The organism is uncultured Nostoc sp. (assembly GCF_937863485.1).
Taxonomy (GTDB): Bacteria; Cyanobacteriota; Cyanobacteriia; order Cyanobacteriales; family Nostocaceae; genus Nostoc.
The window spans coordinates 24,931-47,142 of record NZ_CALMFY010000075.1 but is presented as its reverse complement, the minus strand read 5'-3'; the positions used below and the strand labels follow the sequence as shown (position 1 = coordinate 47,142).

Below are 22,212 nucleotides of genomic sequence, written 5' to 3'. Positions count from 1 at the left end.
CACTCATTTTAAATGGTTGGTTTATTTGCGCCCTGCTGTACGGGTTAGAGTAGAAGAATGAAGGCTACTTCCTTTGATTTATATAACTGTAGCAAAATTCTTTACTCTAAAAGCTAGAATCTTGTGAAGAGTCAACCCAATCTCATCTGTCGATTTATCCTATTAAAAACTCGTTCAAACAGGATATCAGACATCCTGCGTCGTTTGAGTTTGAGAAATAAAATTATTGGCGGCTATGCTGTAGCTCTGAGCATTGCTGTAGGAGGAACGATCGCTGGATTGACCCTTGGCAATTACTACCAGCAAGAAGCGAGTACCAGTCAAGACAGTGCTAATCAACAAGGTCAGCTGTTGAGTGACTTGCAAGTAGCCATGCTTCGGACTCTACCTACCATAGAGTTTGTACCTTTACTCAAAAAGCCGAAAGAGTTTGAGCAACACAAGTTGGAATTGTCTGAGCGGGCAGAAAAAATTAAGCAGCTGATCAACGAACTCCAGCGATCACCACAAACCACAGCTACAAAAAACTTGGATCGTTTGTTGTCCAAAGATTATCGGGCGGCAGAAAAATTCTACCAACAGCTTGAAGTCGTGCTCAACCAGATAAAGCCGCAGATGTTACAACCACAATCAAGTGGTGCAGCTAAGAAACAAATCACAGACTTTACAGGTGGCCCGGAATTTGGTGCAATTGTTAGCTCTGCTTACGATCTCACAACTTTTATTAAAAGCGCTGGAGAGCAAGAGAATAAAGCAAAGGACGCCTTGACAGAAGCAGAGGACTTGCGAAACCAGATTATTGCTATCGGTATGGTACTCTCAGTCTTGTTCGCTGCTGTCTTAGCTTTCTCTACCAGTCGAGCGATCGCCCGCCCGATAGAAGCTGTAACTCAGGTTGCTCAACTTGTCAGTTCTTCATCAGATTTTACTTTGCGAGTTCCGGTCACCACATCAGATGAAATCGGTCTATTGTCAATATCCTTCAACAACCTTATCCAAACGATCGCAACTTACATTCAAAAACTTTCACAAAAGAATCAGAAACTAGAGCAAGCAGAAGAGGCGTTACAAATAGCTCATGATCAGCTAGAAACTCGTGTCAGAAAACGAACAGCAGAACTAGCGAAAATAAATCAGGAATTGCTAATTGAAGTTACAGAGCGTAAGCGAGCAGAATCACAACTGCTACATTTGGCATTTCACGATGCATTAACGGGGTTGCCAAACCGCACTTTCTTTATGAATAGCCTCAAAAATGCGATCGATTATTCAAAGCGGCATTCAGATTATTTATTTGCTGTGCTGTTTCTAGACTTAGATCGCTTCAAATTTATCAACGACAGCTTGGGACACACATTTGGTGACCAAGTACTGCTGACTATTGCTCAAAGGCTAAAGGAATGCTTGCGCTCTATGGATGTAGCTGCAAGGGTGGGAGGAGACGAGTTCACAATCCTGTTGGGAGGAATTCAGGATGTCAACCACGTAGTACACATGACTGAACAGATACAAGAAAAACTGGCAATTCCCGTAGTTTTAGATGGACAAGAAGTGTTTACCACAGTCAGTATTGGTATTGCCTTGAGCATGACAGATTATAACCAACCAGAAGACCTTCTGCGTAACGCCGACATTGCAATGTACCGAGCTAAGGCACAAGACAAGGTGCGCTACCAGATGTTTAATACTGATATGCATATTCAGGCAATGGCACACTTGCAGTTGGAGACGGCTCTGCGACGAGCTATTGAACGTCAGGAGTTTCGGATTCATTATCAACCAATTGTGTCACTCACTACCGGGAGGATAACTGGTTTTGAAGCACTGGTGCGGTGGCAGCATCCAGTACGGGGTATTATTTTTCCAGAAGATTTCCTGCCAACTGCTCAAGAAACTGGGCTGAGTATTTTAATTGATGAGTGGGTGATGCGTGAAGCATGCCGCCAGACACAGCAGTGGCAAGACCGATTCCCTCCAAAATCAGGGAAGTTGGGTGAGCAAGCCTTGACCATTAGCGTCAATCTTTGTAGTTCTTGGTTCAGTCAACAAAAGCCACTGCTGCACATCAATCAAGTCTTACAGGAGACTAGTTTAGATATACAGAGTTTGAAATTGGAGATCACAGAAAGCGTAATTATGGAAAACGGCGAGAATGTCACCACTACGTTAAATCTACTAAGAAATTTAGGAATCAAGTTGGCAATTGATGACTTTGGTACAGGCTATTCTTCATTAGGTCGCCTTCATCACTTTCCGATTCATGAGTTGAAGATTGACCGCTCCTTCGTTAGTGGAAGGAGTGTTGGTGAAGGAAATTTAGATATTGTTGAGACAATTGTCACCCTGTCTAAAAAAATAGGTGTAACTGTTACAGCAGAAGGCTTGGAAACGGCAGAACAATTAGCACTCCTGAGAGCAATGAAATGTGAATATGGCCAGGGAAATTTTTTCTCGAAGCCCTTGGATAGTTCAACAGCAGAGGCTTTAATCGTGGCTAATCGTCAGTGGTGATTATGGCAATTTTTTATCATAACTTAATAACTTAATCCGATTAACTGCTTGGCTTTTAGAAGATATGATGATACAAGGATTGTTAGCAGAATCACCAGTGAGCGATCGCATTTTCTAACTTTCAAAAATCTAAGCAACAAAAAAGAGGTCTTTGCTGACCTCTTACTAATTCTCTAAAATAACGTTCTATTTACAGAATTACGATAAGCCAGTATTAGCACCTTGCTTACCAGTTGCTAGTTCCACTTTGATTATTTTGCCACCTGCTTTTTGGATGCGTTGCTGTTCGCGGAACCAGTTTTCATAGGGAACTAGCTTAGTGAAGTAAGTATTTTGTAGTTCGCGTTGGGTACGAATTCGGGTTTGGCTGGGAACTAGAGCAGTAATTTTAAACAAACGGGACATGTTCTGAAAATCTCCTGTATACTTTGTGAAAACTTTTTTTATCTCAAAATCTTGAGTGCAAATCTTTTAATATTCAAAGGCTGGAAATCAAACATCAATACTAGACCAGCAACACTCATCACTGATAATTTACCAAGATAAGCAATATAACGTTCTAGCACTCACAGTTGATTTCCAGACCTTAATAAAGCCGCACCTAAATTCTTAAGCGCAAACTAGTTCTTAGCTTAATCCAGAAGAGATATAGTCTAAGTAAACACCGACTTCCTTACCAGCGTCAGAACCTACCAAGCTGGCGGCTACTTCCTTAATTGCTTGGATAGCTTGCACGGTAGCACCGACGGGAACGCCTAAAGAGTTGTAGGTTTCCTTCAAGCCATTTAGCACACGCTCATCTAGGATGGAAGGATCTCCAGCCAACAAAGCGTAAGTGGCATAGCGGAGGTAGTAGTCCAAATCACGGATGCAAGCAGCATAGCGGCGGGTGGTGTACATGTTGCCGCCGGGACGGGTGATGTCAGAGTATAGCAAGGATTTTGCTACAGCTTCTTTGACGATCGCAGCAGCGTTGGCGCTGATGGTGCTAGCAGCACGTACCCGCAGTTCGCCAGTGGAGAAGTAAACTTTTAGCTTCTCTAAAGCAGAAGAGTCTAGGTATTTACCTTGAACGTCTGCGGAGTTAATGACAGCGGTAATTGCGTCTTGAGCCATGTTGTTAATTCCTTATTTCCAACCGTATTGCAATACTTCTGTTTCGGCAGGGAAACAGCATCACCCTATAGCAGGGCGCCAACTAAGTAGTCAAAGTAGCTACCAGCTTCAGCAGCGTCATCACCAGACAGCAATGTAGCAGAGACATTCTTCAACCCACGGATACCTTCAGCAACACCATCGATAGGAGTTCCCAAGGACTTGTACAGTTCACGGGCACCGATAACGCCAATTTCTTCGATGGGGGTAACATCACCAGCAACGATACCGTAGGTAACGAGGCGGAGGTAGTAATCTAGGTCACGCAGACAAGTAGCAGTCAATTCTTGACCGTAGGCGTTACCACCTGGAGACACAACATCAGGACGTTTTTGGAACAGTTGATCGCCAGCTTGCTTAACCAGCCGTTCACGGTTTTCTGTCAAAACTTGAGCAATCCGCACACGGCGTTCACCACTGGCAACAAAGGATTTGATCCGATCCAATTCACCAGGGCTAAGATAGCGAGCTTCTGCGTCAGCATTCACGATAGCTTTCGTGACGATACTCATTAATGGATTCCTCCAATACAAATGAAACCAGGATTTGATTAAACTGGTACGACTTTAATTCGGTTCACTGAGTTTATTCTCTAGTTCTTTTAGATACAACAGTTTAATAACTGCTATAGCTAATGAATTAGGAGTTTGCTTGAGTCAACAGAAGTACACAAGCTTTTAAACTCAGTGTACCTTCCGCAAAACATTTTCCGGCATTCTGTTGAGCATTTATGACTGCTCTTAACACTTTGTAATATTGCTTTTCAGAATTCCCTGTTTTCGCTGTAATCTGAGAGCAATATTACGAAAGGTTACGAAGGGATATTGGGTATTGGGCATTGAGAAGAAAATTAACTCCTCGCTCACCAATCCCCAATCCCTATTCCCTATTCAGCCGCCTGTACACTGCCGAGGTAGTTACCTGCCATCAGTGATGGGAAGCGGTTGTAAGGCACAACATCTTCACCGAAGTAGCGGCTATATTCTGGGCTTTCGACTATTGCTTCTACAGCAGCCGACAAACCACTATCAGCTAGCAGCTTCTTATACTGGCGAATTTCTTCCTGAGTTGTGGGTGTACGCCCCAACAGGTGACGGAAGAGGAACTCAATTACCTTGGCATGAGGATAAGGTATGTGGAAGCGCTGGCGATAGATTTGGGAACTGGCTAGTTCACGCACAAACTCCCGGACGGAAATTTCACCATTCTGGAGTTTGCTGTCTAGGTCAGTACGGCGGAAATTATCAGGCACTTCACCGCTAACATCCAACACTTGACAGTAAATGGCGTTGATTGCCTGTTGTCTTTCGGTTTGATTAGCGTTCTCTGCCAGACGGTAAATGCGTGCATGTTTACGCACACCTAGCTCCACGGATTGTCCGCTACCATCGTTGTAGGAACGACCTAGTTCAGCAAATGAGGGCTGACTCTGGTTTACACCATTTGTTTGCGCTGATATATCTGCGATCGCCTGTATCGAAAGCGCTGTATCATTACTCACTCCGACGCGGGCTTGTACTGGCTTAAAGCTCGGTACAACCACGTCATCGTTTTGCTTGGTAAGCTGGTTGTACAACTTCTCCGTATTCGGGAAGTTTGCCGCAGGTAGGGTCGGGAAGCGACGGTAAGGTACCGTATCTTCACCAAATACCTGGTTATATTCCACACTATCTACCAGGGCACCGATAAAAGCACGAATACCTTGAGTAGCCAAAATCTGGTTATACTTGCGGATTTCTGCTTGGTCTAGTGGCGCACGTCCCAGGAAATGTTTGGTTCCCAACTCAATCACTTTGGTGTTGGGGTAGGGTGTGTAGAACTCTTTCAGGTAGAGGTTAGAGTAACCCAAACCTTCAATAAATTCCTTCACGCTGATTTCGCCGTTCCCCAGCTTGCTTTCCCATTTTGTAAATTCGTTTTTGGCAATGTAGGGGGCAATATCCCGCTCAAATATCTGACGATACGCAGCGCTGATCAAGGTTTTTACTGCAACTTTATCACTGGTATTGGCCACCAGCTTGAAGATTTTGGTTTGTTCTCGTTGCTTGCTAACACCTTGGTTAATACGGAACTGAATATCTGGTTCTGAGCGCTTTTCTGTGACTGTACCCAGTGTCACAAAGCTCGGCGTTACTTCCTTCTGGATTTTCGCGGCAACATCATCACGAATGCTACCAACGCGCAATTGTCGCCCTGCTACACCACCAGGAGTTAGATACCGTTCGTAAGGGATTGTATCTTCACCAAATGCTTCGCTGTATTCTACGCTGTTAATAATGGCATCAACTACTGCGTAAAAGCCTTGTTTGGCAGCGATGTCAAAGTACTTGTTGATTTCTTGACGACCATAAGTCGGACGACCCAACAAGCGGCGGTGAATATACTCGATCGCTTTACAAACATACAGCGATGACCAGTACAGATTGCGGAATACATCCGACTTAGCTAGAGCACGGATAAACTCCCGCACGGAAATTTGGCCGTTTTCCAGCTTGATTTCCAATACCTTTTGCCGCTGACCGTCGTAAACATCACGACCGAAAACTTGTAGGTAAGCAGCTCTAATCACTGCTTGCGTGGAGCTTTCGGAGAATCTGACGCTAGAACCTTTGGCAGCCTTTCTACCAATAGTACCAGGCAGTTGATCTAATTTGAACACCTTAGGCCCAAGGGTACCAGGAGCTTCACCCCGCGCATTGGGATTACTATTTTGGTTATTAATCCCTGCTCCTTGGTGAATTAGGATGCGCTTGGTATCCTTACCAAAAGGAGCCGGACTGGTGCTGGGGTTGCGAGTTTCTTTCGGGAAAATCGCCCCAAACTGAATTTCCAAGGGGTCATTCCCAGAACCGTAAGGATGCTGATCTGGTAGCGGTTGTTCGTAAGCAGCAAATGTGGTAATGAACTGAGGTATTTTGCGGAAAGGCGCACTGTAGTTAAACAGGTCTTGCTGCAGGCCCCAGTTGCGACATTCTTGTGCTTCTTGACCCAGACCCCGGAGGTAGGGTACTGTTTCTTCGCCAAAATAGTCGCTGTATTCAGCAGAATCTACTAAGGCATCTACTAAGGCTGGCAGACCACCATTAGAAATAATGGAGAAGTATTTTTGTACTTCTTCTCGGCTACTTGGCCCCCGTCCCAGAATGTGACGGAAAGCTAGTTCAATGACTCGGCTGTTAATAAAAGGCTGGTAAAACTGTTTTTGGTAAAGTGGAGATTTAGCTAGACGACGGACAAACCCCTTCATGGAGATGTCGCCATTTTTTACCTTGGATTCTAGGTCAGATATGGACAAGCTATAAGCACGGGTAATATCGCGCTCAAAGATTTGCCGATATGCAGCCTTGATTACCTCATTTTTTTCGCTACTTGATAACCCAGTCTTCATCACAAACTTGGGACGCCGTTCTGCCGCATTAAAGTAAATTTGCGGTAGTTCCAACCCTTGCTGGTCGCTAGAGGGGCGTTGGCGCAGTTTATTTGAAGGTGTGGCTGCTTTGAATTCTGTTAGCAAAACGTCCATGTACTGAGACACAATCTCTGTAGCCTCAGGATCATTGCGGAAAAAGGAAAGTGACCCGGCTTTGATTTCCTGCAAAGCTACTAGCGTTGCTTCACCAGAGCAGGCATTTTCAATTATTTCCCGCAAACCTCGTGTGTTCACCGCTATGATGTTGGGGTCTCCAGCAACGATCGCATAAGTAGCGTAGCGCAAGAACCAGGATAAATCCCGCAAGCTCTTGGCCATGTTGCTCGGACCATAACGGGCAATGTTAATTGGTCTGAACCCTGGAGGTGTTGGACCACTGGGGGATGAGTTAAATATTGAACGTAAATTTTCTAGGAACCCACCACGACTTTCAACGTAGGTTACAGTTCCCAGTTGCATCCCTTGTTGAACATTAGCACCAGCACTAACAGGTACTATTTCTACTTCTCTGGGCTTTTCTAAAAAAGCCATTGGCGAACCACCGACAAAAATCCGGTTGGCAGCTCGAGATACGATAATCTCGGCATTATCCGTAAGCCTCTGGGAAATTTCTAGACGCTTTGCACCAGATGCAAAATAGCTTGCCAGTTCATTTAGTTCACCACTTCCCAAAAAGCGGTCTTGCTGCTCGGCTTGGGTAATTGTCGCTACAGCTAGGGTTTGATATAGTTGCGGACGCGCAACTGAGCTTCCACCACTCGCCTTAACACTCATCGGATTTGTAAAACTCCCATCATAATCGTTTATGTGTTAAGTCTGGGTCGCTTTGAGGCTTGACACATCGCTGTGTCTGTGCTATATGAGCTTGAGAGTACTGCCTGCAAAACTGCCAGTAAATTAACCCAGTTAGCTTTTAGATTAAAACGTTTTGCGTTCTCAAGGCGGGTTTATTAAGAAGTGTGTAGAACCTGTAGCTTTTATCCATGCAATCTCAAAAATAGATACTCTTATTTGCTGAGATAAAATATAAGTTTTGTAACTCAGTACTAGGGTAGGCATGGTCTACCGATGCCGAAAACCTTGATTTTGATGTTTATGGCAGTATCCACCCGATAATTATTGCAATTTGGGCAAAATCTCAGTTGAAACCAAATTCCCTCCAGCAACGTCAGTGGTCAGTAGTCATTAGTCGATGCTAAGTTATTTTTGCTACTTATAACTGAATGTTAAGAAATAACACCAACCGGGAAATAATTTTCAAATTGTGGTGGTTTAAGCATTAGCTATCAGCATTCTTTAACCGGAAAATACTATGCACAAAAGTTTTAAATTTAACTATTTATTCAATGCTACTCTGTGTGCGATCACAGTTATTTTAGCTGTCACTCCTGCAAATGCGCTTCCAGAGCAAAATATCAGCACCGTTGTTAAATGGGCAAAAACTCGATCACAACTACCAACTCTGAGATACAACAGCGAAGCCCACGGTTATGAGGGTACAAAGGGGAATTTATACTTTTATGCTGATGTTACAGAACAAAATGGGACAGTGACCAAAGAAGGAATAACCGTTAGTGGTGACGATCGCCTCAAATTGACCACAAAAAATGTCAAAGCGGTCAAACTGTTACAAAATATTTATAATTCCAACATCGCCAATGACTTCCAGAAGTCTGGGTATGTCACCAAAGTTGGTCGTGACCAGTTTTATCGTGGGCAAAAGTTTGCTTACATCACTGCTCAGGTGCAGGGTGGGTCATCATTTCAGATAATTCCCTTGAGAAATCTGCCAGAATTTATAAATAATGCCAAATATTGCCAAACTAATCAATGTGACCTTTGATTAAGTGTGTAGCCTGGAATTTACATAAGCATTATTAGTAAATAAAGGCACGCAATCACTAACGTTATTGGCAGCTGAGAGTTCAACATCTGACTCAAAACCCTTTGCAATCAACTCTTTACCAGAACTGCATTTTTTTAAGTATCCCAGTAAATCCTGCTGGAAAGCTTGAAATGTTGCCACAGCCACTTCGGCTTCTGGTGATAAACTACCATGTAAATAACTGAGAATTGCCCCAGCACCAATCAAATCTTCAAATGCAGGTCTTAGGCTAGCATCATCTTTCCACCTCTCACCGGCAGGAATCACAGCGATTTTATCACCATACTTTTGAGCAAACTGCGCTACAGCTTGGCAATTTCGCAAGCAACCAGCCAAAGTTGGTGTATTCCCAGTATGTAAAGTCAGAAAAGAACCATTAGGTGAGGGTAAAACTAGTCTAGTTCCAGCAGGAATCTGAGCTACCGATTTTGGTGAGAGAAAATATCCTGTTGTAGTCCAACGTTGTCTATGACTTGCTAACTCTGCTCGCACTGATTTAGCATAATTTATGACAGATTCATCTCTCATAGCGTAGGGAAAAATTATCGCACCATTGTTGGTGGCAATTTCCACGCAGGTAGAAAAAGAGAGAACGTCAACGATTACAATTACATCACTGATAGGAGCGAGTTGAGCAACTCCTTGTGGCCCCCATTCACAGCGTAAATTAAACTCTGATTGGTTGTAAATCATTGGAGCGATCGCAAAAGACAATATGATAAAAATCAAACCACAAATTAACCAAGCCAGTGATCTTAATTTGTCTCAAGGCTAAATTGACCTAAATGTTATAATCAATATAAAATTTGAAAAATCAAAATATTATGAATTTAGCTGTAAAAAGTACCCCTCTAACAACTAGACCAAAGTTAAGTTATGATGTGCTGATTGAAAATCAACAAGATGGCACAGTTAAAGCAATATTGTTAGGTTTACCAGACTGTGAAGGTTTAGGAAATACCGAAACTGAAGCAATAGAAAAACTCAGTCAAAGTTTGCAAACTCGGTTAGAAACGGCCAAGATTGTGACTTTAGAAATTGAAGCACCTAAAGCCGAAAACCCTTGGATGAAATTTGCAGGTATGTTCAAGGATGACCGCAATTTGACGAGATACTGGCATATATAGAAGCTGATCGCCGTGAACTTGACGCACAAATGGAGGAATATTATCAGCAACTTGATGCGGAGAATGAAACTAAGTGACTTTATGGATACTTGATACAGATCACGTCTCACTTTTTCAACAGTTGCATCCAGTTATCACACAGCGTATTAATGCAGTTAATTCTGAAGACATTGCCATAACAATAATTACAGTTGAAGAACAACTCCGTGGGAGGTTTAATGTAATCAGAAAGGCTTCCTTATCTGATGCATTGCTATTAGCCTACGCCAAGTTACAGGCTACTTTAGAGTTTTTCAAAAACGTGCGATCGCTAGGATTTGACGAGTATACTATTAATTGTTACGAAGACTTGATTCGTCAAAGAATCCGTATTGGTACACAAGATTTGCGAATTGCAGCAATTACGCTGTCAGTGAATGGTATTTTAGTAACCCCCAACTGGAAATATTTTAAGAAAGTTACTAATTTGCGCTTAGAAGATTGGACTATATCTTAATTTGTCTCAAGGCTAAATTCACCTATTTGTTTATAGTTAAAAACTTCAGACTAATATTATTAGCTTCCCAGTATTCTTTGGCGGAATTTAAAATATCCAATGCTATTTGGTACTGTGTCGGTTCAGCTTGAGCAAATATATCAGCATGGTCATATAATATTACGTATTTCTCAGACGGACACCATGTTAAATCGGTGATACATTCATCAAAAGCATCCCAGTTAGCACCAAAGTATGTAGGAAATTGCATTGCTTCAGCAGCTTTACTTAAAAATGTTTCTTTGCTATTAATTTTTTTACCATCAAGATAAAAAACTTTAGTTCCTGGTTCTGCGGCTATTTGTTCCACTGCTTCACGTATGCCTTGTTTTATATCTATTGACGAAATATTTAGAAATTCACTCATATATTCCTCCTTACTTATCACGACTAGTAGATGACTTCTTGAAAACCTTCACCACTATCAGCGATCGCTTCACCCAGCAGAGTAATCGATTGTCCCGTACTGGTACAGGTGAGAACTGTCATTGAATTTTACTCTCATCAAACAAGCACAAAAGTAAAGTTTTATCATCGTCAGTGCGAGAATTTAGCCGTTCAGAGTTGAGGAATTCCGTCAGATATTTATTTTCATCCTCTGGATTAACAGTTTCGTGCAAGTATTCCTCCAAAGGTTTAAAGAAAGGTGAGAAAGGTTCCCAGTCGCTCAGGCGAATTGCTACTTTTTCGAGTCCATCAGTGGAAGCACAAATAAACTCTTGTTTTTCAGGAATAACCTTTACCTGCATTTCTTTGACTGCATTTGCTGAAGTGATAAAAGTCGTTTCATTGACAAACTCGCCTTTATCTGGCTGAAATAACAGTTGATATTCTGAATCTTGAGAACGCGCCACAATAAATCCATCTCCGATTTGCATAGCTGCAAGCCAGTCAGGAGTTGCCACGAAAATCAACAACGTACAAGCTAAATCATTGACAGAATAATCTCCTTCATCTGCTTGCTTCTGTAATTCTGTAATAACTTGGTTCACGATCTTAGCAAACACTTTCTGAGCTTCTTCTTTGTCAAGTGATTGAGAAAAAGCTTGCTTATGAGGAAATTCATTAATATCAGAAAAGCATTTCAGTACTGTTTCTACCGCCAACTTAGAACCAACATCAGAATGTTTAGCACTACCAGCACCATCAGTAACAGCGCCTACAATCACATCACCAAAGCTGCAATAATTCCCATAATCTTGACAAACTATCCCCTGCTTTTGATGACTTGTTCCAATCTCTGAACGTGCAACAGCTTTCCAATTCACAAAATTTCCTCTAACTACTAATTTGACCCCATCCCATAGCTGGTAAAGCTACAGCTTGCCCCACTTTGCCACTAGAAACCCGTTTCATCGAAGCAGAAAGCCAGACAAACATATCACGAAAATTTAAGCCATTTAGCGTAACTGGTGGACGTTGAGGTGGAGAAATTTGTTTGAGGATATTCATATCAGCACCCTGTACACCAACCGCAAAAAATGACAGTCGGCTTTGTGCTTCTGCTTGTCTCAATCTTTGCGCGGCTGAATCCCAGGAGTCAGTTGGCGCTCCGTCTGTAATCAAAAACACCCAAGGGCGATAATAGAGAATACCGTTGTCTTTATAAGTCTGTTTGCGGTTCTCTAGAAAATCCAAAGCATACTCAATCGCCGCACCCATTGGGGTAACACCACCTACTTCCAATATAGGCGGTGTAAATTGGTCAATCGTCACAAAGTCTTGCGTGAGTTTAACTGTAGGACCAAATGTAATCATGGCCACTTCCACACTCAGCGATGCTTGGGAATCTTTTAGTACATCTGCTTTGAAAGCAGCAAGTCCTCGATTTAACTCTTGGATAGGCTGACCTGACATAGACCCAGAAGTATCGAGTAACAGAATTACAGGGCAACGATTTTCTGGATTTTCAACGAATTCAGGCATTCCTACAGCCATTGAATACTCCTGATTAAGTAAATTATTATACAAAATTAAAATTAAATCTTATTAGTTAATAAATACTTAAACACTAGTGTTTTTACTGAAACAAGTTTCCTGCTTAAAATATATGGGCTGATGGCGATCATAATTATCTGTATACCTGAAGGACATTGTTTTATGGAAGGAATAAATTACTCTCAAATTATTTAAGAGATTTTAAAGAACCATTCCGCAAATGACGTAGCTAATGGCATGGAAGTTCAATTGTTCTTTGACACAGAACGCTATCATTATCAAGTCTTAAATATTGGCTGGAAAGAACAAGAAGAATTTATAGAGTCATCATTCATGTTGATATCAAAGACAACAAAATTTGGATACAAAGAGATAGTATAGAAATCGGTATCGCTAATGAATTAATTGCTGCTGGTGTACTTAAAGAAGATATTGTATTAAAATTTCACGCTCCTTATAAACGCGAATTTCCTGACTTTGCTGTTGGATAAGTAGCAAGGAAATAAGCAATAGTAACCTTTGCCCTAATCAGCCACCATCCGTTAAACTCAGAAATGCTGCGTTATTCCTCATCATGTCCGATTCCCAAAATGTCAGTGCTGCTGTTGCCAAACTCTACAATACCTACCCTTTTCCGCCGGAAGCCCTGTTGGATGAACCACCTCCAGGCTATAACTGGCGCTGGAATTGGCTAGCCGCTTATAATTTTTGCACAGGTCAAAAACCCCAAAAGCAAGATATTCGGATTTTAGATGCAGGTTGCGGTACAGGGGTGAGTACGGAGTACCTGGTTCACCTCAATCCCCAGGCTTCTGTTGTGGGAATTGACCTCAGTACAGGCGCTTTGGCTGTAGCTAAAGAACGTTGTCAGCGTTCAGGGGCTACCCGCGTTGAATTTCATCACCTCAGCTTGTTTGATGTGGAACAGTTACCGGGTGAGTTTGATCTAATTAACTGCGTTGGCGTTTTGCACCATACGCTTGATCCAATTCGCGGTATTCAAGCTTTGGCGAAAAAGTTAGCCCCAGGTGGCTTAATGCACATTTTTGTGTACGGAGAGTTGGGACGTTGGGAAATTCAACTCATGCAAAAGGCGATCGCCCTTCTTCAAGGTGACAAAAAAGGCGACTATCGTGATGGTGTCCAAGTCGGGCGAAAAATATTTTCCTCTTTACCAGAAAATAACCGAATTGTCAAATCCGATAAACAGCGTTGGTCGTTAGAAAACCACAAGGATGAACACTTTGCCGATATGTACGTTCACCCTCAGGAAATTGACTATAACATTGAGACGCTGTTTGAATTAATAGATGCTTCGGGATTGGAGTTTATTGGTTTCTCGAATCCGAGTTTTTGGGATTTGGAGAGACTTTTGGGCAAAGCACCAGAGTTAGTAGAACGGGCAAAAGAATTGAGCGATCGCCAGCTTTATCGTCTGATAGAATTACTAGATCCAGAAGTAACTCATTACGAGTTTTTCCTGGGTCGTCCTCCCCTCATCAAAGCCGACTGGTCAAACGATAACGCCGTACTGGCTGCGATTCCCGAACTTAATCCTTGTATTGAAGGATTTCCTAGTCAATGTTTCTTTAATTACGATTACCAGATTGTTAATTTATCAGTAGCAGAGTTTGAGTTTATGCAAAGATGTGATAGTAATTCCACAGTTGCAGAGATTTTGGCAAGTGTAGAACTGGGATTGGATGGGGTGAAAACGCTCCTCCGGCAGCAGTTGATTTTGTTGACACCTGCTTAATTACACTGCATTTCATTACTGAGTTAATAAAAGCAATTTATACTCGTGGTGATGAGCGATCGCCCATCACCACTTTTGGCAAATTAATGTAGATTAGGAAAGTGCCCAACAAACGGGGTATTGTACATCCCAAAAGTTTGAGTTTTTTGGAATTCAGCAGTGGTGCAATGTTTAATGACAAGCCGCTACTCTACGATTTCTGATTTGCGGTAGGCCCATACACTCCTCAAGCACCAGTTGATTTTATTGATACCGACTTAATTCAAACAGCAAGATGCTATGTAACGACATTGGAGAAGAACTATTCACTCAAAAAAGCTGAAATTGGAAGAAATTTTGAATTTTCAGGCAGCGATTATTGATTATTCACCCCCACAGTCCCTCACCTCATCAGCCGCTCTCTCACTTCTGGGAGCGTGATTTTACTGACTGTCTAACGTTGCCAAGAAGTTAATTGTTTTTTCCTAAAGTATTGTTACCGGATCGTGATATGATTCAGCTGACTGAATGTGCAGTCATCATAATTTAGCTGTACTGGTTTCAAGTCTCGTGAGCTTGTCAGACGAATCAATTGCGCCCACTCCGACAACGCAACAAGATGCTAAAACTGGTTCTGGAGATACAGAATCAGGTGACTCTATGCAAGAGTTCTATCAACTCTTCCAGCGATTGTTGGTAATCACGCTTGTCTTGACGGGGGTTATTTTTATCTCTGTGTGGATTTTTTATTCCTTAAACATTGCCCTAAATTATTTAATTGGGGCGTGTACAGGTGTGGTTTACTTAAAAATGCTGGCTAGAGACGTTGAGCAGCTCGGTAGTGAGAAAACCAGTTTGAGCAAAACTCGTTTTGCTCTATTTATGGGAGTCATAATTGTGGCAACTCAATGGCGTGAGCTACAAATTCTGCCCATATTTTTGGGATTTCTAACTTACAAAGCCACGCTCCTCGTTTATATGGTGCAAATTGCGTTCATTCCTGATTCTTAAAAAGTCAGGCTCACAAAGATAGTAATCCCATCCTCGCTCGTTGGGGAAAATGCTTGAAGAATGCAAATGCTTAGTGTCTTAAACGCCTTTAATTCTTTTCCCCTCGCCGAATTAGAAGTAGGTCATCATTTCTACTGGCAATTGGGCAATCTTAAAATTCATGGGCAAGTTTTTCTCACCTCATGGTTTGTGATTAGCATTTTAGTAGTGGCTTCAATTGCTGCTACTCGCAACGCACAAAGAATTCCCAAGGGCATCCAAAATTTGATGGAATACGCCCTAGAATTTATCCGGGATTTGGCAAAAAACCAACTTGGTGAGAAAGAGTACCGCCCTTGGGTGCCATTTATTGGCACATTGTTCTTGTTTATTTTCGTCTCGAACTGGTCAGGTGCGCTAATTCCCTGGAAGCTCATCAAGCTACCTTCAGGCGAATTGGCAGCTCCCACCAATGACATCAATACGACTGTTGCATTGGCACTGCTAACCTCCTTAGCGTACTTTTACGCAGGTTTTAGCAAACGGGGTTTGGGCTACTTTAAGAAATATATAGAGCCAACACCTGTTCTATTGCCGATCGCAATTCTCGAAGATTTCACCAAGCCCCTCTCCCTAAGCTTCCGTCTATTTGGTAATATTTTGGCGGATGAACTGGTAGTTGCGGTACTGGTGCTGCTAGTTCCTCTATTTGTACCTCTGCCTGTAATGGCCTTAGGTTTATTTACCAGTGCCATTCAAGCCCTGGTTTTTGCCACCCTAGCCGGAGCATACATTCATGAGGCCATGGAGGGACATGGTGGAGAAGAACATGAGGAGCATTAAACTTCTCAGTTGATAGCACAGTTCCAAGAGCATTTTCGCTCAAAACATCGCAAAGCGCGATCTGAAGAACTCGGTGCAGCGTGAAAAACACGTCTCTAGTCGTTAACGTAATGTCTGTTAGTTTTGTAATCAAAGCAAGGAAAATCAACATGGATCCATTAGTGCAGGCTGCTTCAGTTCTCGCTGCTGCTTTAGCGATTGGTTTAGCTGCAATTGGCCCTGGTATTGGTCAAGGAAATGCTGCTGGACAAGCAGTAGAAGGTATTGCCCGTCAACCTGAAGCAGAAGGAAAAATTCGCGGTACTCTGCTATTAACCTTGGCATTCATGGAATCCTTGACTATCTATGGTCTAGTGATTGCCCTAGTATTGCTGTTTGCTAATCCCTTCGGCTAATACCTTAAAGTTTTTGTAAGTGTGGAGTCGTGAGTGATCACGCCTCTACAATCGAAATATTTTGGGTATCTTAATAGTTCTAATGTTCAATTGACTACCGATTTTGGATTTTGGATTTTGGATTATCAAGAGTTTTCGGTACATGCCCCTGAGCTATGCCTGCTCTAAAATCTAAAAGACGCTTCTACGTCGCTAAGGCTACGCTATCGTCAATCTAAAGTCCAAAATTACTTGACCCTTGTTGGCTATGGGTTTCTAAAATATGAAAGGTTGGATGATGTTGCTAGCCATGAAAACTGCTACTCCAGCCAAAGAGGAGAGAAATGTTTGATTTCGATGCTACCTTGCCCTTCATGGCATTGCAATTCCTGCTATTGGCAGCCTTGTTAAATGCAATTTTCTATAAGCCACTGACCAAGGTACTAGACGATCGCGATAATTATATCCGAACGAATACCCTTGAGGCGCGGGAGAGCTTGGCTAAAGCCGAGCGCTTGGCTACCGAATATGAGCAGCAACTCGCAGAAGCTCGCAAACAATCGCAAGCTACCCTAGAAGCAGCTCAACTTGAAGCTAAGAAAATTACTGCCGAGAAAATAGCTGAGGCCCAAAAGGAAGCTCAGTCTCAACGAGAACAAGCTGCTGTTGAAATAGAACAACAAAAGCAGGAAGCTTTTCGCACCTTAGAGCAACAAGTTGATGCTCTCAGCAGGCAGATTCTAGAAAAACTATTGGGGCCAACTCCAGTTAGATAAGCTAACAAGACTGGTTCTGTAAAAGCATACGCGCAACTGGAGCCTAGTCCAGAGCGCTTAATTAAGTGTCAAAAAAAGGCACTTTTTCCCCTTCGGAGGAAAGATACTTAATTTCCTTACGGGGGAAAGATACTTAATTTCCCTACGGGGGAAAGATACTTAATTTCCCTACGGGGGAAAGATACTTAATTTCCCTACGGGAAAATACAACGTATTAGCAAGCGAGCAGCGCACTTGTAAATGGGTATCATGGGGACATTGTTATTACTTGCCGCAGAAGCGAGCGCTGTTCACTCTGAATTGGCAGAAGGCGCAGCAGAAGGTGGTTTCGGTCTAAACCTAGACATTTTTGAAACCAATCTGATCAATCTAGCGATTCTAGTTGGCATACTATTCTACTTCGGACGTAAAGTTTTAAGCAATATCCTGAACGAGCGACAATCCAATATTGCCACCGCAATTCAGGAAGCAGAAGGGCGCTTAAAAGAGGCTTCAACTGCCCTTTCCCAAGCGCAAGAACAGTTGAAGCAATCTCAGGCAGAGGCACAACGCATCCGCCAATCTGCCACAGAAAACGCCCAAAAGGCGAAAGAAGACTTGTTGGCGAAGGCAGTGCAAGACGTAGAACGCTTGAAACAAACAGCAGCAGCAGATTTAAACACTGAAACCGAGCGAGCGATCGCTCAACTGCGGCAACGGGTAGCTACTCTAGCATTGCAAAAAGTCGAATCGCAACTCAAAGGCGGGATTGCCGACGATGCTCAACAAGGTTTAATTGACCGCAGCATCGCACAACTCGGAGGCAATGTATGACAAGCAAAGTAGCAACAGGCGAAGTAGCCCAGCCTTACGCACAGGCACTTTTGTCAATAGCGCAATCGAAAAATTTGACAGAAGAGTTCGGGGAAGATGCGCGGACTTTCCTGGGTTTGCTCAGGGCAGACAAACAGCTACAAAACTTCTTCAGCAACCCGTTTATTCAGTCTGAGAACAAAAAATCTCTAATCAAACAAATACTCGGTGAAGGCGCTAACCCCTACTTACGCAATTTTTTGCTAATACTAGTAGACAAACGCCGCATTGCATTCTTGGAATCAATTTTTCAACAGTATCTGGCGCTGTTGCGGCAGCTGAATCAAACCGTATTAGCGGAAGTGATTTCAGCCGTTCCCCTCACAGAAGCTCAACAGCAGGCAATTACAGAAAAGGTGATTGCCATAACTAATGCTCGCCAGGTAGAAATAGAAACCAAGGTAGACAGTGAGTTAATTGGTGGTGTAATCATTAAAGTAGGTTCGCAGGTAATTGATGCCAGTATCCGGGGTCAGTTGCGCCGCCTTTCATTGCGCTTAACTAATAGCTAGAAAGTTAGGAGTAGAGACGCGATTAATCGCGTCTGTACAGGAGTTAGGAGTTAGGAGTTAAGTAAACAGTAATTTATTTTGACTTTTAACTTTTAACCTTTGCTTTTTTAACTCATCACTCCTAACTATTGAATTTTTCCGTCTCGAAAGCAAAAAAGATAGACACATGAGCATATCAATTAGACCTGACGAAATTAGCAGCATAATCCAACAACAAATCGAGCAATACGATCAAGAGGTCAAAGTTGCTAACGTTGGTACTGTCCTACAAGTTGGTGACGGTATTGCCCGGATCTATGGTCTCGAAAAGGCAATGGCTGGGGAACTCTTAGAATTTGAAGACGGTACAATTGGCATCGCCCAGAACTTGGAAGAAGACAATGTGGGCGCGGTGCTTATGGGTGAAGGGATAGAAATTCAAGAAGGTAGCTCCGTAACTGCGACTGGTAGAATTGCCCAGGTGCCAGTAGGAGAAGCCTTAATTGGACGAGTTGTAGACGCCTTGGGTCGTCCCATTGATGGGAAGGGAGACATCAAATCCTCAGAAAGCCGTTTGATTGAATCTCCAGCACCCGGTATCATTGCTCGTCGGTCTGTACACGAACCCATGCAAACGGGGATCACAGCTATTGACTCAATGATTCCCATCGGTCGCGGTCAGCGCGAATTGATTATTGGTGACCGGCAAACCGGCAAAACTGCGATCGCGATCGACACAATCATCAACCAAAAAGAAGAAGATGTAATTTGTGTCTACGTTGCGATCGGTCAAAAGGCTTCCACAGTTGCTAACGTGGTGCAGACATTGCAAGAAAAAGGCGCGATGGATTACACCGTCGTCGTTGCCGCTAGCGCCAGTGAACCAGCAACCCTGCAATACCTAGCTCCCTATACAGGTGCAACCATCGCTGAGTACTTCATGTACAAGGGTAAAGCTACCCTAGTTATTTACGATGACCTCTCCAAGCAAGCCCAAGCTTATCGCCAAATGTCCCTGTTGCTGCGTCGTCCACCCGGACGCGAAGCTTACCCTGGAGATGTATTCTACATCCACTCCCGCTTACTAGAAAGAGCAGCAAAGCTGAGTGACGAATTAGGTAAAGGCAGTATGACCGCTCTACCAATCATCGAAACTCAAGCTGGTGACGTTTCGGCATACATCCCTACAAACGTAATTTCCATTACCGATGGTCAGATATTCCTGTCTTCTGACCTGTTTAACGCTGGTATCCGTCCCGCTGTAAACCCTGGTATTTCCGTATCCCGCGTAGGTTCGGCGGCGCAAACCAAGGCAATGAAAAAAGTTGCCGGTAAAATTAAATTGGAACTGGCACAATTTGACGACCTGCAAGCCTTCGCTCAATTTGCTTCCGACTTAGATAAAGCTACTCAAGACCAGTTGGCACGCGGTCAACGGTTGCGCGAACTCCTGAAGCAGCCACAAAATTCGCCACTATCAGTATACGAGCAAGTAGCAATTTTGTATGCTGGTATCAATGGTTACTTGGATGATGTACCTGTAAATCAAGTAACCACCTTCACCAAAGGTCTGCGCGAGTACTTAAAGACTGGTAAACCACAGTATGTGCAAGGAGTACAAGGCTCTAAAGCACTAGGTGATGCAGAAGAAGTTGCCTTGAAGGAAGCACTCACCGAATACAAGAAGACCTTCAAAGCTACAGCATAGCAATTTTGGATTTTGGATTTTGGATTTCGGATTAAATCTAAAATCCGAAACCCCAAGTCTAAAATCTAAAATCTAAAATCTAAAATCGAATTATGGCCAATCTAAAAGCAATACGCGATCGCATTCAGTCGGTCAAAAACACCAAAAAAATCACAGAAGCCATGCGCCTGGTAGCTGCGGCTAGAGTGCGTCGGGCGCAAGAACAAGTGCTAGCGACTCGCCCCTTTGCCGATCGCTTGGCACAAGTATTGTATGGTTTGCAAAGCCGTCTACGATTTGAAGAAGCAAACCTGCCACTGCTAAAAAAACGGGAAGTTAAGTCAGTCGGGCTGTTGGTAATTTCAGGCGATCGCGGTCTATGCGGCGGCTACAATAATAATGTTATCCGTCGTGCAGAAAACCGCGCCAAAGAAATTAAGGCAGAAGGTTTAGACTATCAATTTGTGCTCGTTGGACGCAAAGCTACACAGTACTTTCAACGCCGCAATCAGCCCATTGATGCTACTTACGGTGGCTTAGAGCAAATCCCTACCGCTGCGGAAGCCAATCAGATTGCCGATCAACTACTTTCCTTATTTCTATCGGAAAAAGTAGACCGCATCGAATTAATTTATACCAGATTCCTTTCCTTGGTTAGCTCCCGTCCCGTGGTGCAAACCCTACTTCCGCTAGATACTCAAGGCTTAGAAGCAGCCGATGACGAAATCTTCCGCTTGACAACCCGTGGCGGTAAATTTGAAGTAGAACGGGAAAAAGTGACTAACCAAGCCCGTGCGTTGGCTCCTGACATGATTTTCGAGCAAGATCCAGTACAGATTCTCGATTCTCTGTTGCCCCTGTATCTGAGTAACCAGCTATTGCGAGCGCTGCAAGAATCGGCGGCTAGTGAACTAGCAGCCCGGATGACAGCCATGAGTAATGCCAGCGAAAATGCGGGTGAACTGATTAACACCCTCACCCTGTCTTACAACAAAGCCCGACAAGCTGCAATCACCCAAGAACTCCTTGAAGTTGTTGGTGGTGCTGAAGCACTAACTTAGGAAAATACTTATTGTCGCTCATGGCAAATAGCCAATTGCTAATGATTTTAAAATTAGCGATTGGCTATTTTGAGTAATTGGAGGCATATATCCTGACTTTGATAATTACGAATTACAAATCGCGTATTATAATTAAAGTATGAAGCGCATGGGTCCGTCACGGTTTCGACAGGTTGGCGAACGCTGCTCTGTGATTCAGGTCGAGAGTGAGTCTCCTCTCGGAAATCAAAGGCTCAAACAAAAAGTAAATGCGAATAACATCGTTAACTTTGCTCGTAAGCCTGCTCTAGTAGCAGCCTAAACACCTCTTATAGGTTCGAGCGTCTTTAGTTTGACTCCGTTAAGGACTGAAGACCAAACCCCAACGGATGCTCTAGCAAGCGTTCTCTGGTTGGCTTGCTGGCTAAGATTAAATCAGAGCATCCTACGTTCGGGATAATGAACGATTCCCGCCTTGAGGGTCAGAAAGGCTAAACCTGTGAATGAGCGGGGAGTCAATACCCAATTTGGACAGCAGTTCGACTCTGCTCGGATCCACTAAGAATAAATAACAAGTCCACCAAACACTTTAATGTTTAGGTGGATTTTGTTTTATCAGTTATTTTTATTCAGCTAATTATTCCAGGACTATTTTGTTCTAGACATCAACCGCCCAGAACTAAAGTCCGTTTTAACGGACTATAACCTCTTCTCAGTCGTCTTTAGACCAATACGCTTGGGTTAAAGCCAAAAATCTAACCTGCGTAGGTTGGGGAGCCGCTGCGCCCTTCTCCCTACAGCCCTTTGGGCATCCTACGGCAGGCGCTAGCCTCTCCCTTTGGG

Annotated in this window: 21 protein-coding genes, 1 other RNA gene and 2 pseudogenes; 15 read left to right on the top strand and 9 right to left on the bottom strand. The window is 43.2% G+C overall.

Features of this window, described 5'->3' with window-relative positions:
* The first annotated feature begins 123 nt into the window (after positions 1 to 123).
* Positions 124 to 2,511 carry an EAL domain-containing protein gene (locus tag Q0541_RS10210; RefSeq protein ID WP_298909097.1) on the top strand — a complete coding sequence of 796 codons (2,388 nt, stop codon included), beginning with the start codon at positions 124 to 126 and terminating at the stop codon, positions 2,509 to 2,511.
* 198 nt (positions 2,512 to 2,709) lie between these two features.
* Here the strand turns inward: Q0541_RS10210 and Q0541_RS10205 are convergent, their stop codons facing one another.
* The 4 genes and pseudogenes from Q0541_RS10205 to Q0541_RS10190 all read right to left on the bottom strand — a co-directional run.
* Positions 2,710 to 2,916: a phycobilisome linker polypeptide gene (locus Q0541_RS10205; protein WP_012411143.1), complete on the bottom strand. Its 207-nt coding sequence runs from the start codon at positions 2,914 to 2,916 to the stop codon at positions 2,710 to 2,712.
* Between the two features lie 222 nt (positions 2,917 to 3,138).
* Positions 3,139 to 3,627, bottom strand: a complete 489-nt coding sequence (apcB, locus tag Q0541_RS10200) for an allophycocyanin subunit beta (protein WP_292760850.1) — start codon at positions 3,625 to 3,627, stop codon at positions 3,139 to 3,141.
* A 65-nt stretch (positions 3,628 to 3,692) separates the two neighbouring features.
* On the bottom strand, positions 3,693 to 4,178 hold the full coding sequence (apcA, locus tag Q0541_RS10195; protein ID WP_298909086.1) for an allophycocyanin subunit alpha: 486 nt from the start codon (positions 4,176 to 4,178) through the stop codon (positions 3,693 to 3,695).
* A gap of 380 nt (positions 4,179 to 4,558) precedes the next feature.
* A pseudogene (locus tag Q0541_RS10190) lies at positions 4,559 to 7,870 on the bottom strand (phycobilisome rod-core linker polypeptide); the annotation flags it as partial.
* A gap of 538 nt (positions 7,871 to 8,408) precedes the next feature.
* Between Q0541_RS10190 and Q0541_RS10185 the strand changes: the two are divergent.
* Positions 8,409 to 8,939: a hypothetical protein gene (locus tag Q0541_RS10185; protein WP_298909083.1), complete on the top strand. Its 531-nt coding sequence runs from the start codon at positions 8,409 to 8,411 to the stop codon at positions 8,937 to 8,939.
* Here the strand turns inward: Q0541_RS10185 and Q0541_RS10180 are convergent, their stop codons facing one another.
* Positions 8,940 to 9,710 carry a 2-phosphosulfolactate phosphatase gene (locus tag Q0541_RS10180; RefSeq protein ID WP_298909080.1) on the bottom strand — a complete coding sequence of 257 codons (771 nt, stop codon included), beginning with the start codon at positions 9,708 to 9,710 and terminating at the stop codon, positions 8,940 to 8,942.
* Between the two features lie 95 nt (positions 9,711 to 9,805).
* On the opposite strand from Q0541_RS10180, the gene Q0541_RS10175 reads away from it, so the two are divergent.
* A complete protein-coding gene (locus Q0541_RS10175) occupies positions 9,806 to 10,108 on the top strand; it encodes a hypothetical protein (RefSeq protein ID WP_298909077.1) in 303 nt (100 codons plus the stop codon).
* A 73-nt stretch (positions 10,109 to 10,181) separates the two neighbouring features.
* Complete coding sequence (locus tag Q0541_RS10170) at positions 10,182 to 10,604, top strand: type II toxin-antitoxin system VapC family toxin (protein WP_298909074.1); 423 nt, start codon at positions 10,182 to 10,184, stop codon at positions 10,602 to 10,604.
* A 22-nt stretch (positions 10,605 to 10,626) separates the two neighbouring features.
* On the opposite strand, the gene Q0541_RS10165 is transcribed toward Q0541_RS10170, so the two are convergent.
* The 3 genes from Q0541_RS10165 to Q0541_RS10155 all read right to left on the bottom strand — a co-directional run bounded on the left by Q0541_RS10165 (position 10,627) and on the right by Q0541_RS10155 (position 12,581).
* Entirely contained in the window at positions 10,627 to 11,010 is a 384-nt protein-coding gene (locus Q0541_RS10165) for a barstar family protein (protein WP_298909071.1), read from the bottom strand.
* 118 nt (positions 11,011 to 11,128) lie between these two features.
* The gene (locus Q0541_RS10160) at positions 11,129 to 11,911 is read right to left on the bottom strand and encodes a PP2C family serine/threonine-protein phosphatase (RefSeq protein WP_298909068.1); all 783 of its coding nucleotides are present in this window, start codon (positions 11,909 to 11,911) and stop codon (positions 11,129 to 11,131) included.
* A gap of 10 nt (positions 11,912 to 11,921) precedes the next feature.
* Positions 11,922 to 12,581: a VWA domain-containing protein gene (locus tag Q0541_RS10155; protein ID WP_298909065.1), complete on the bottom strand. Its 660-nt coding sequence runs from the start codon at positions 12,579 to 12,581 to the stop codon at positions 11,922 to 11,924.
* Between the two features lie 198 nt (positions 12,582 to 12,779).
* Here Q0541_RS10155 and Q0541_RS34395 point away from each other — a divergent pair.
* Positions 12,780 to 13,072, top strand: a pseudogene (locus tag Q0541_RS34395) (XisI protein).
* Positions 13,073 to 13,155: 83 nt separating this feature from the next.
* Positions 13,156 to 14,337 (top strand): class I SAM-dependent methyltransferase, encoded by a 1,182-nt coding sequence (locus tag Q0541_RS10140; protein WP_298909058.1) that lies wholly within the window; start codon positions 13,156 to 13,158, stop codon positions 14,335 to 14,337.
* 37 nt (positions 14,338 to 14,374) lie between these two features.
* Here the strand turns inward: Q0541_RS10140 and Q0541_RS10135 are convergent, their stop codons facing one another.
* The gene (locus tag Q0541_RS10135) at positions 14,375 to 14,518 is read right to left on the bottom strand and encodes a hypothetical protein (RefSeq protein ID WP_298909055.1); all 144 of its coding nucleotides are present in this window, start codon (positions 14,516 to 14,518) and stop codon (positions 14,375 to 14,377) included.
* A gap of 326 nt (positions 14,519 to 14,844) precedes the next feature.
* Between Q0541_RS10135 and Q0541_RS10130 the strand changes: the two genes are divergently transcribed.
* The 9 genes from Q0541_RS10130 (at position 14,845) to ssrA (ending at position 21,930) form a co-directional block, all read left to right on the top strand.
* Entirely contained in the window at positions 14,845 to 15,327 is a 483-nt protein-coding gene (locus Q0541_RS10130; protein WP_298909052.1) for an ATP synthase subunit I, read from the top strand.
* Positions 15,328 to 15,387: 60 nt separating this feature from the next.
* Positions 15,388 to 16,149, top strand: coding sequence for a F0F1 ATP synthase subunit A (gene atpB / locus Q0541_RS10125; RefSeq protein WP_012411161.1), 762 nt, complete (start codon positions 15,388 to 15,390; stop codon positions 16,147 to 16,149).
* A 149-nt stretch (positions 16,150 to 16,298) separates the two neighbouring features.
* Positions 16,299 to 16,544, top strand: coding sequence for an ATP synthase F0 subunit C (atpE, locus tag Q0541_RS10120; protein WP_012411162.1), 246 nt, complete (start codon positions 16,299 to 16,301; stop codon positions 16,542 to 16,544).
* Positions 16,545 to 16,867: 323 nt separating this feature from the next.
* Positions 16,868 to 17,299 carry a F0F1 ATP synthase subunit B' gene (locus Q0541_RS10115; protein WP_298909033.1) on the top strand — a complete coding sequence of 144 codons (432 nt, stop codon included), beginning with the start codon at positions 16,868 to 16,870 and terminating at the stop codon, positions 17,297 to 17,299.
* Positions 17,300 to 17,539: 240 nt separating this feature from the next.
* Entirely contained in the window at positions 17,540 to 18,112 is a 573-nt protein-coding gene (locus tag Q0541_RS10110) for a F0F1 ATP synthase subunit B (protein ID WP_298909030.1), read from the top strand.
* Positions 18,109 to 18,663 carry an ATP synthase F1 subunit delta gene (atpH, locus tag Q0541_RS10105; protein ID WP_298909027.1) on the top strand — a complete coding sequence of 185 codons (555 nt, stop codon included), beginning with the start codon at positions 18,109 to 18,111 and terminating at the stop codon, positions 18,661 to 18,663. Before Q0541_RS10110 ends, atpH begins: the two co-directional genes overlap by 4 nt.
* A 166-nt stretch (positions 18,664 to 18,829) precedes the next feature.
* The gene (gene atpA, locus Q0541_RS10100; RefSeq protein ID WP_298909024.1) at positions 18,830 to 20,350 is read left to right on the top strand and encodes a F0F1 ATP synthase subunit alpha; all 1,521 of its coding nucleotides are present in this window, start codon (positions 18,830 to 18,832) and stop codon (positions 20,348 to 20,350) included.
* A 92-nt stretch (positions 20,351 to 20,442) separates the two neighbouring features.
* Entirely contained in the window at positions 20,443 to 21,390 is a 948-nt protein-coding gene (locus tag Q0541_RS10095; protein ID WP_298909022.1) for a F0F1 ATP synthase subunit gamma, read from the top strand.
* Positions 21,391 to 21,540: 150 nt separating this feature from the next.
* Positions 21,541 to 21,930: a transfer-messenger RNA gene (ssrA, locus tag Q0541_RS10090) on the top strand.
* Positions 21,931 to 22,212: the final 282 nt, after the last annotated feature.

Coding starts and splice junctions, on each gene's coding strand:
- Q0541_RS10155 (WP_298909065.1), bottom strand. CDS start 12,581: ATGGCTGTAGGAATGCCTGAATTCGTTGAAAATCCAGAAAATCGTTGC.
- Q0541_RS10175 (WP_298909077.1), top strand. CDS start 9,806: ATGAATTTAGCTGTAAAAAGTACCCCTCTAACAACTAGACCAAAGTTA.
- Q0541_RS10115 (WP_298909033.1), top strand. CDS start 16,868: ATGTTTGATTTCGATGCTACCTTGCCCTTCATGGCATTGCAATTCCTG.
- Q0541_RS10205 (WP_012411143.1), bottom strand. CDS start 2,916: ATGTCCCGTTTGTTTAAAATTACTGCTCTAGTTCCCAGCCAAACCCGA.
- atpA (WP_298909024.1), top strand. CDS start 18,830: ATGAGCATATCAATTAGACCTGACGAAATTAGCAGCATAATCCAACAA.
- atpH (WP_298909027.1), top strand. CDS start 18,109: ATGACAAGCAAAGTAGCAACAGGCGAAGTAGCCCAGCCTTACGCACAG.
- atpB (WP_012411161.1), top strand. CDS start 15,388: ATGCAAATGCTTAGTGTCTTAAACGCCTTTAATTCTTTTCCCCTCGCC.
- Q0541_RS10130 (WP_298909052.1), top strand. CDS start 14,845: ATGTGCAGTCATCATAATTTAGCTGTACTGGTTTCAAGTCTCGTGAGC.
- Q0541_RS10165 (WP_298909071.1), bottom strand. CDS start 11,010: ATGAGTGAATTTCTAAATATTTCGTCAATAGATATAAAACAAGGCATA.
- Q0541_RS10095 (WP_298909022.1), top strand. CDS start 20,443: ATGGCCAATCTAAAAGCAATACGCGATCGCATTCAGTCGGTCAAAAAC.
- Q0541_RS10110 (WP_298909030.1), top strand. CDS start 17,540: ATGGGTATCATGGGGACATTGTTATTACTTGCCGCAGAAGCGAGCGCT.
- atpE (WP_012411162.1), top strand. CDS start 16,299: ATGGATCCATTAGTGCAGGCTGCTTCAGTTCTCGCTGCTGCTTTAGCG.
- Q0541_RS10140 (WP_298909058.1), top strand. CDS start 13,156: ATGTCCGATTCCCAAAATGTCAGTGCTGCTGTTGCCAAACTCTACAAT.
- apcA (WP_298909086.1), bottom strand. CDS start 4,178: ATGAGTATCGTCACGAAAGCTATCGTGAATGCTGACGCAGAAGCTCGC.
- Q0541_RS10185 (WP_298909083.1), top strand. CDS start 8,409: ATGCACAAAAGTTTTAAATTTAACTATTTATTCAATGCTACTCTGTGT.
- apcB (WP_292760850.1), bottom strand. CDS start 3,627: ATGGCTCAAGACGCAATTACCGCTGTCATTAACTCCGCAGACGTTCAA.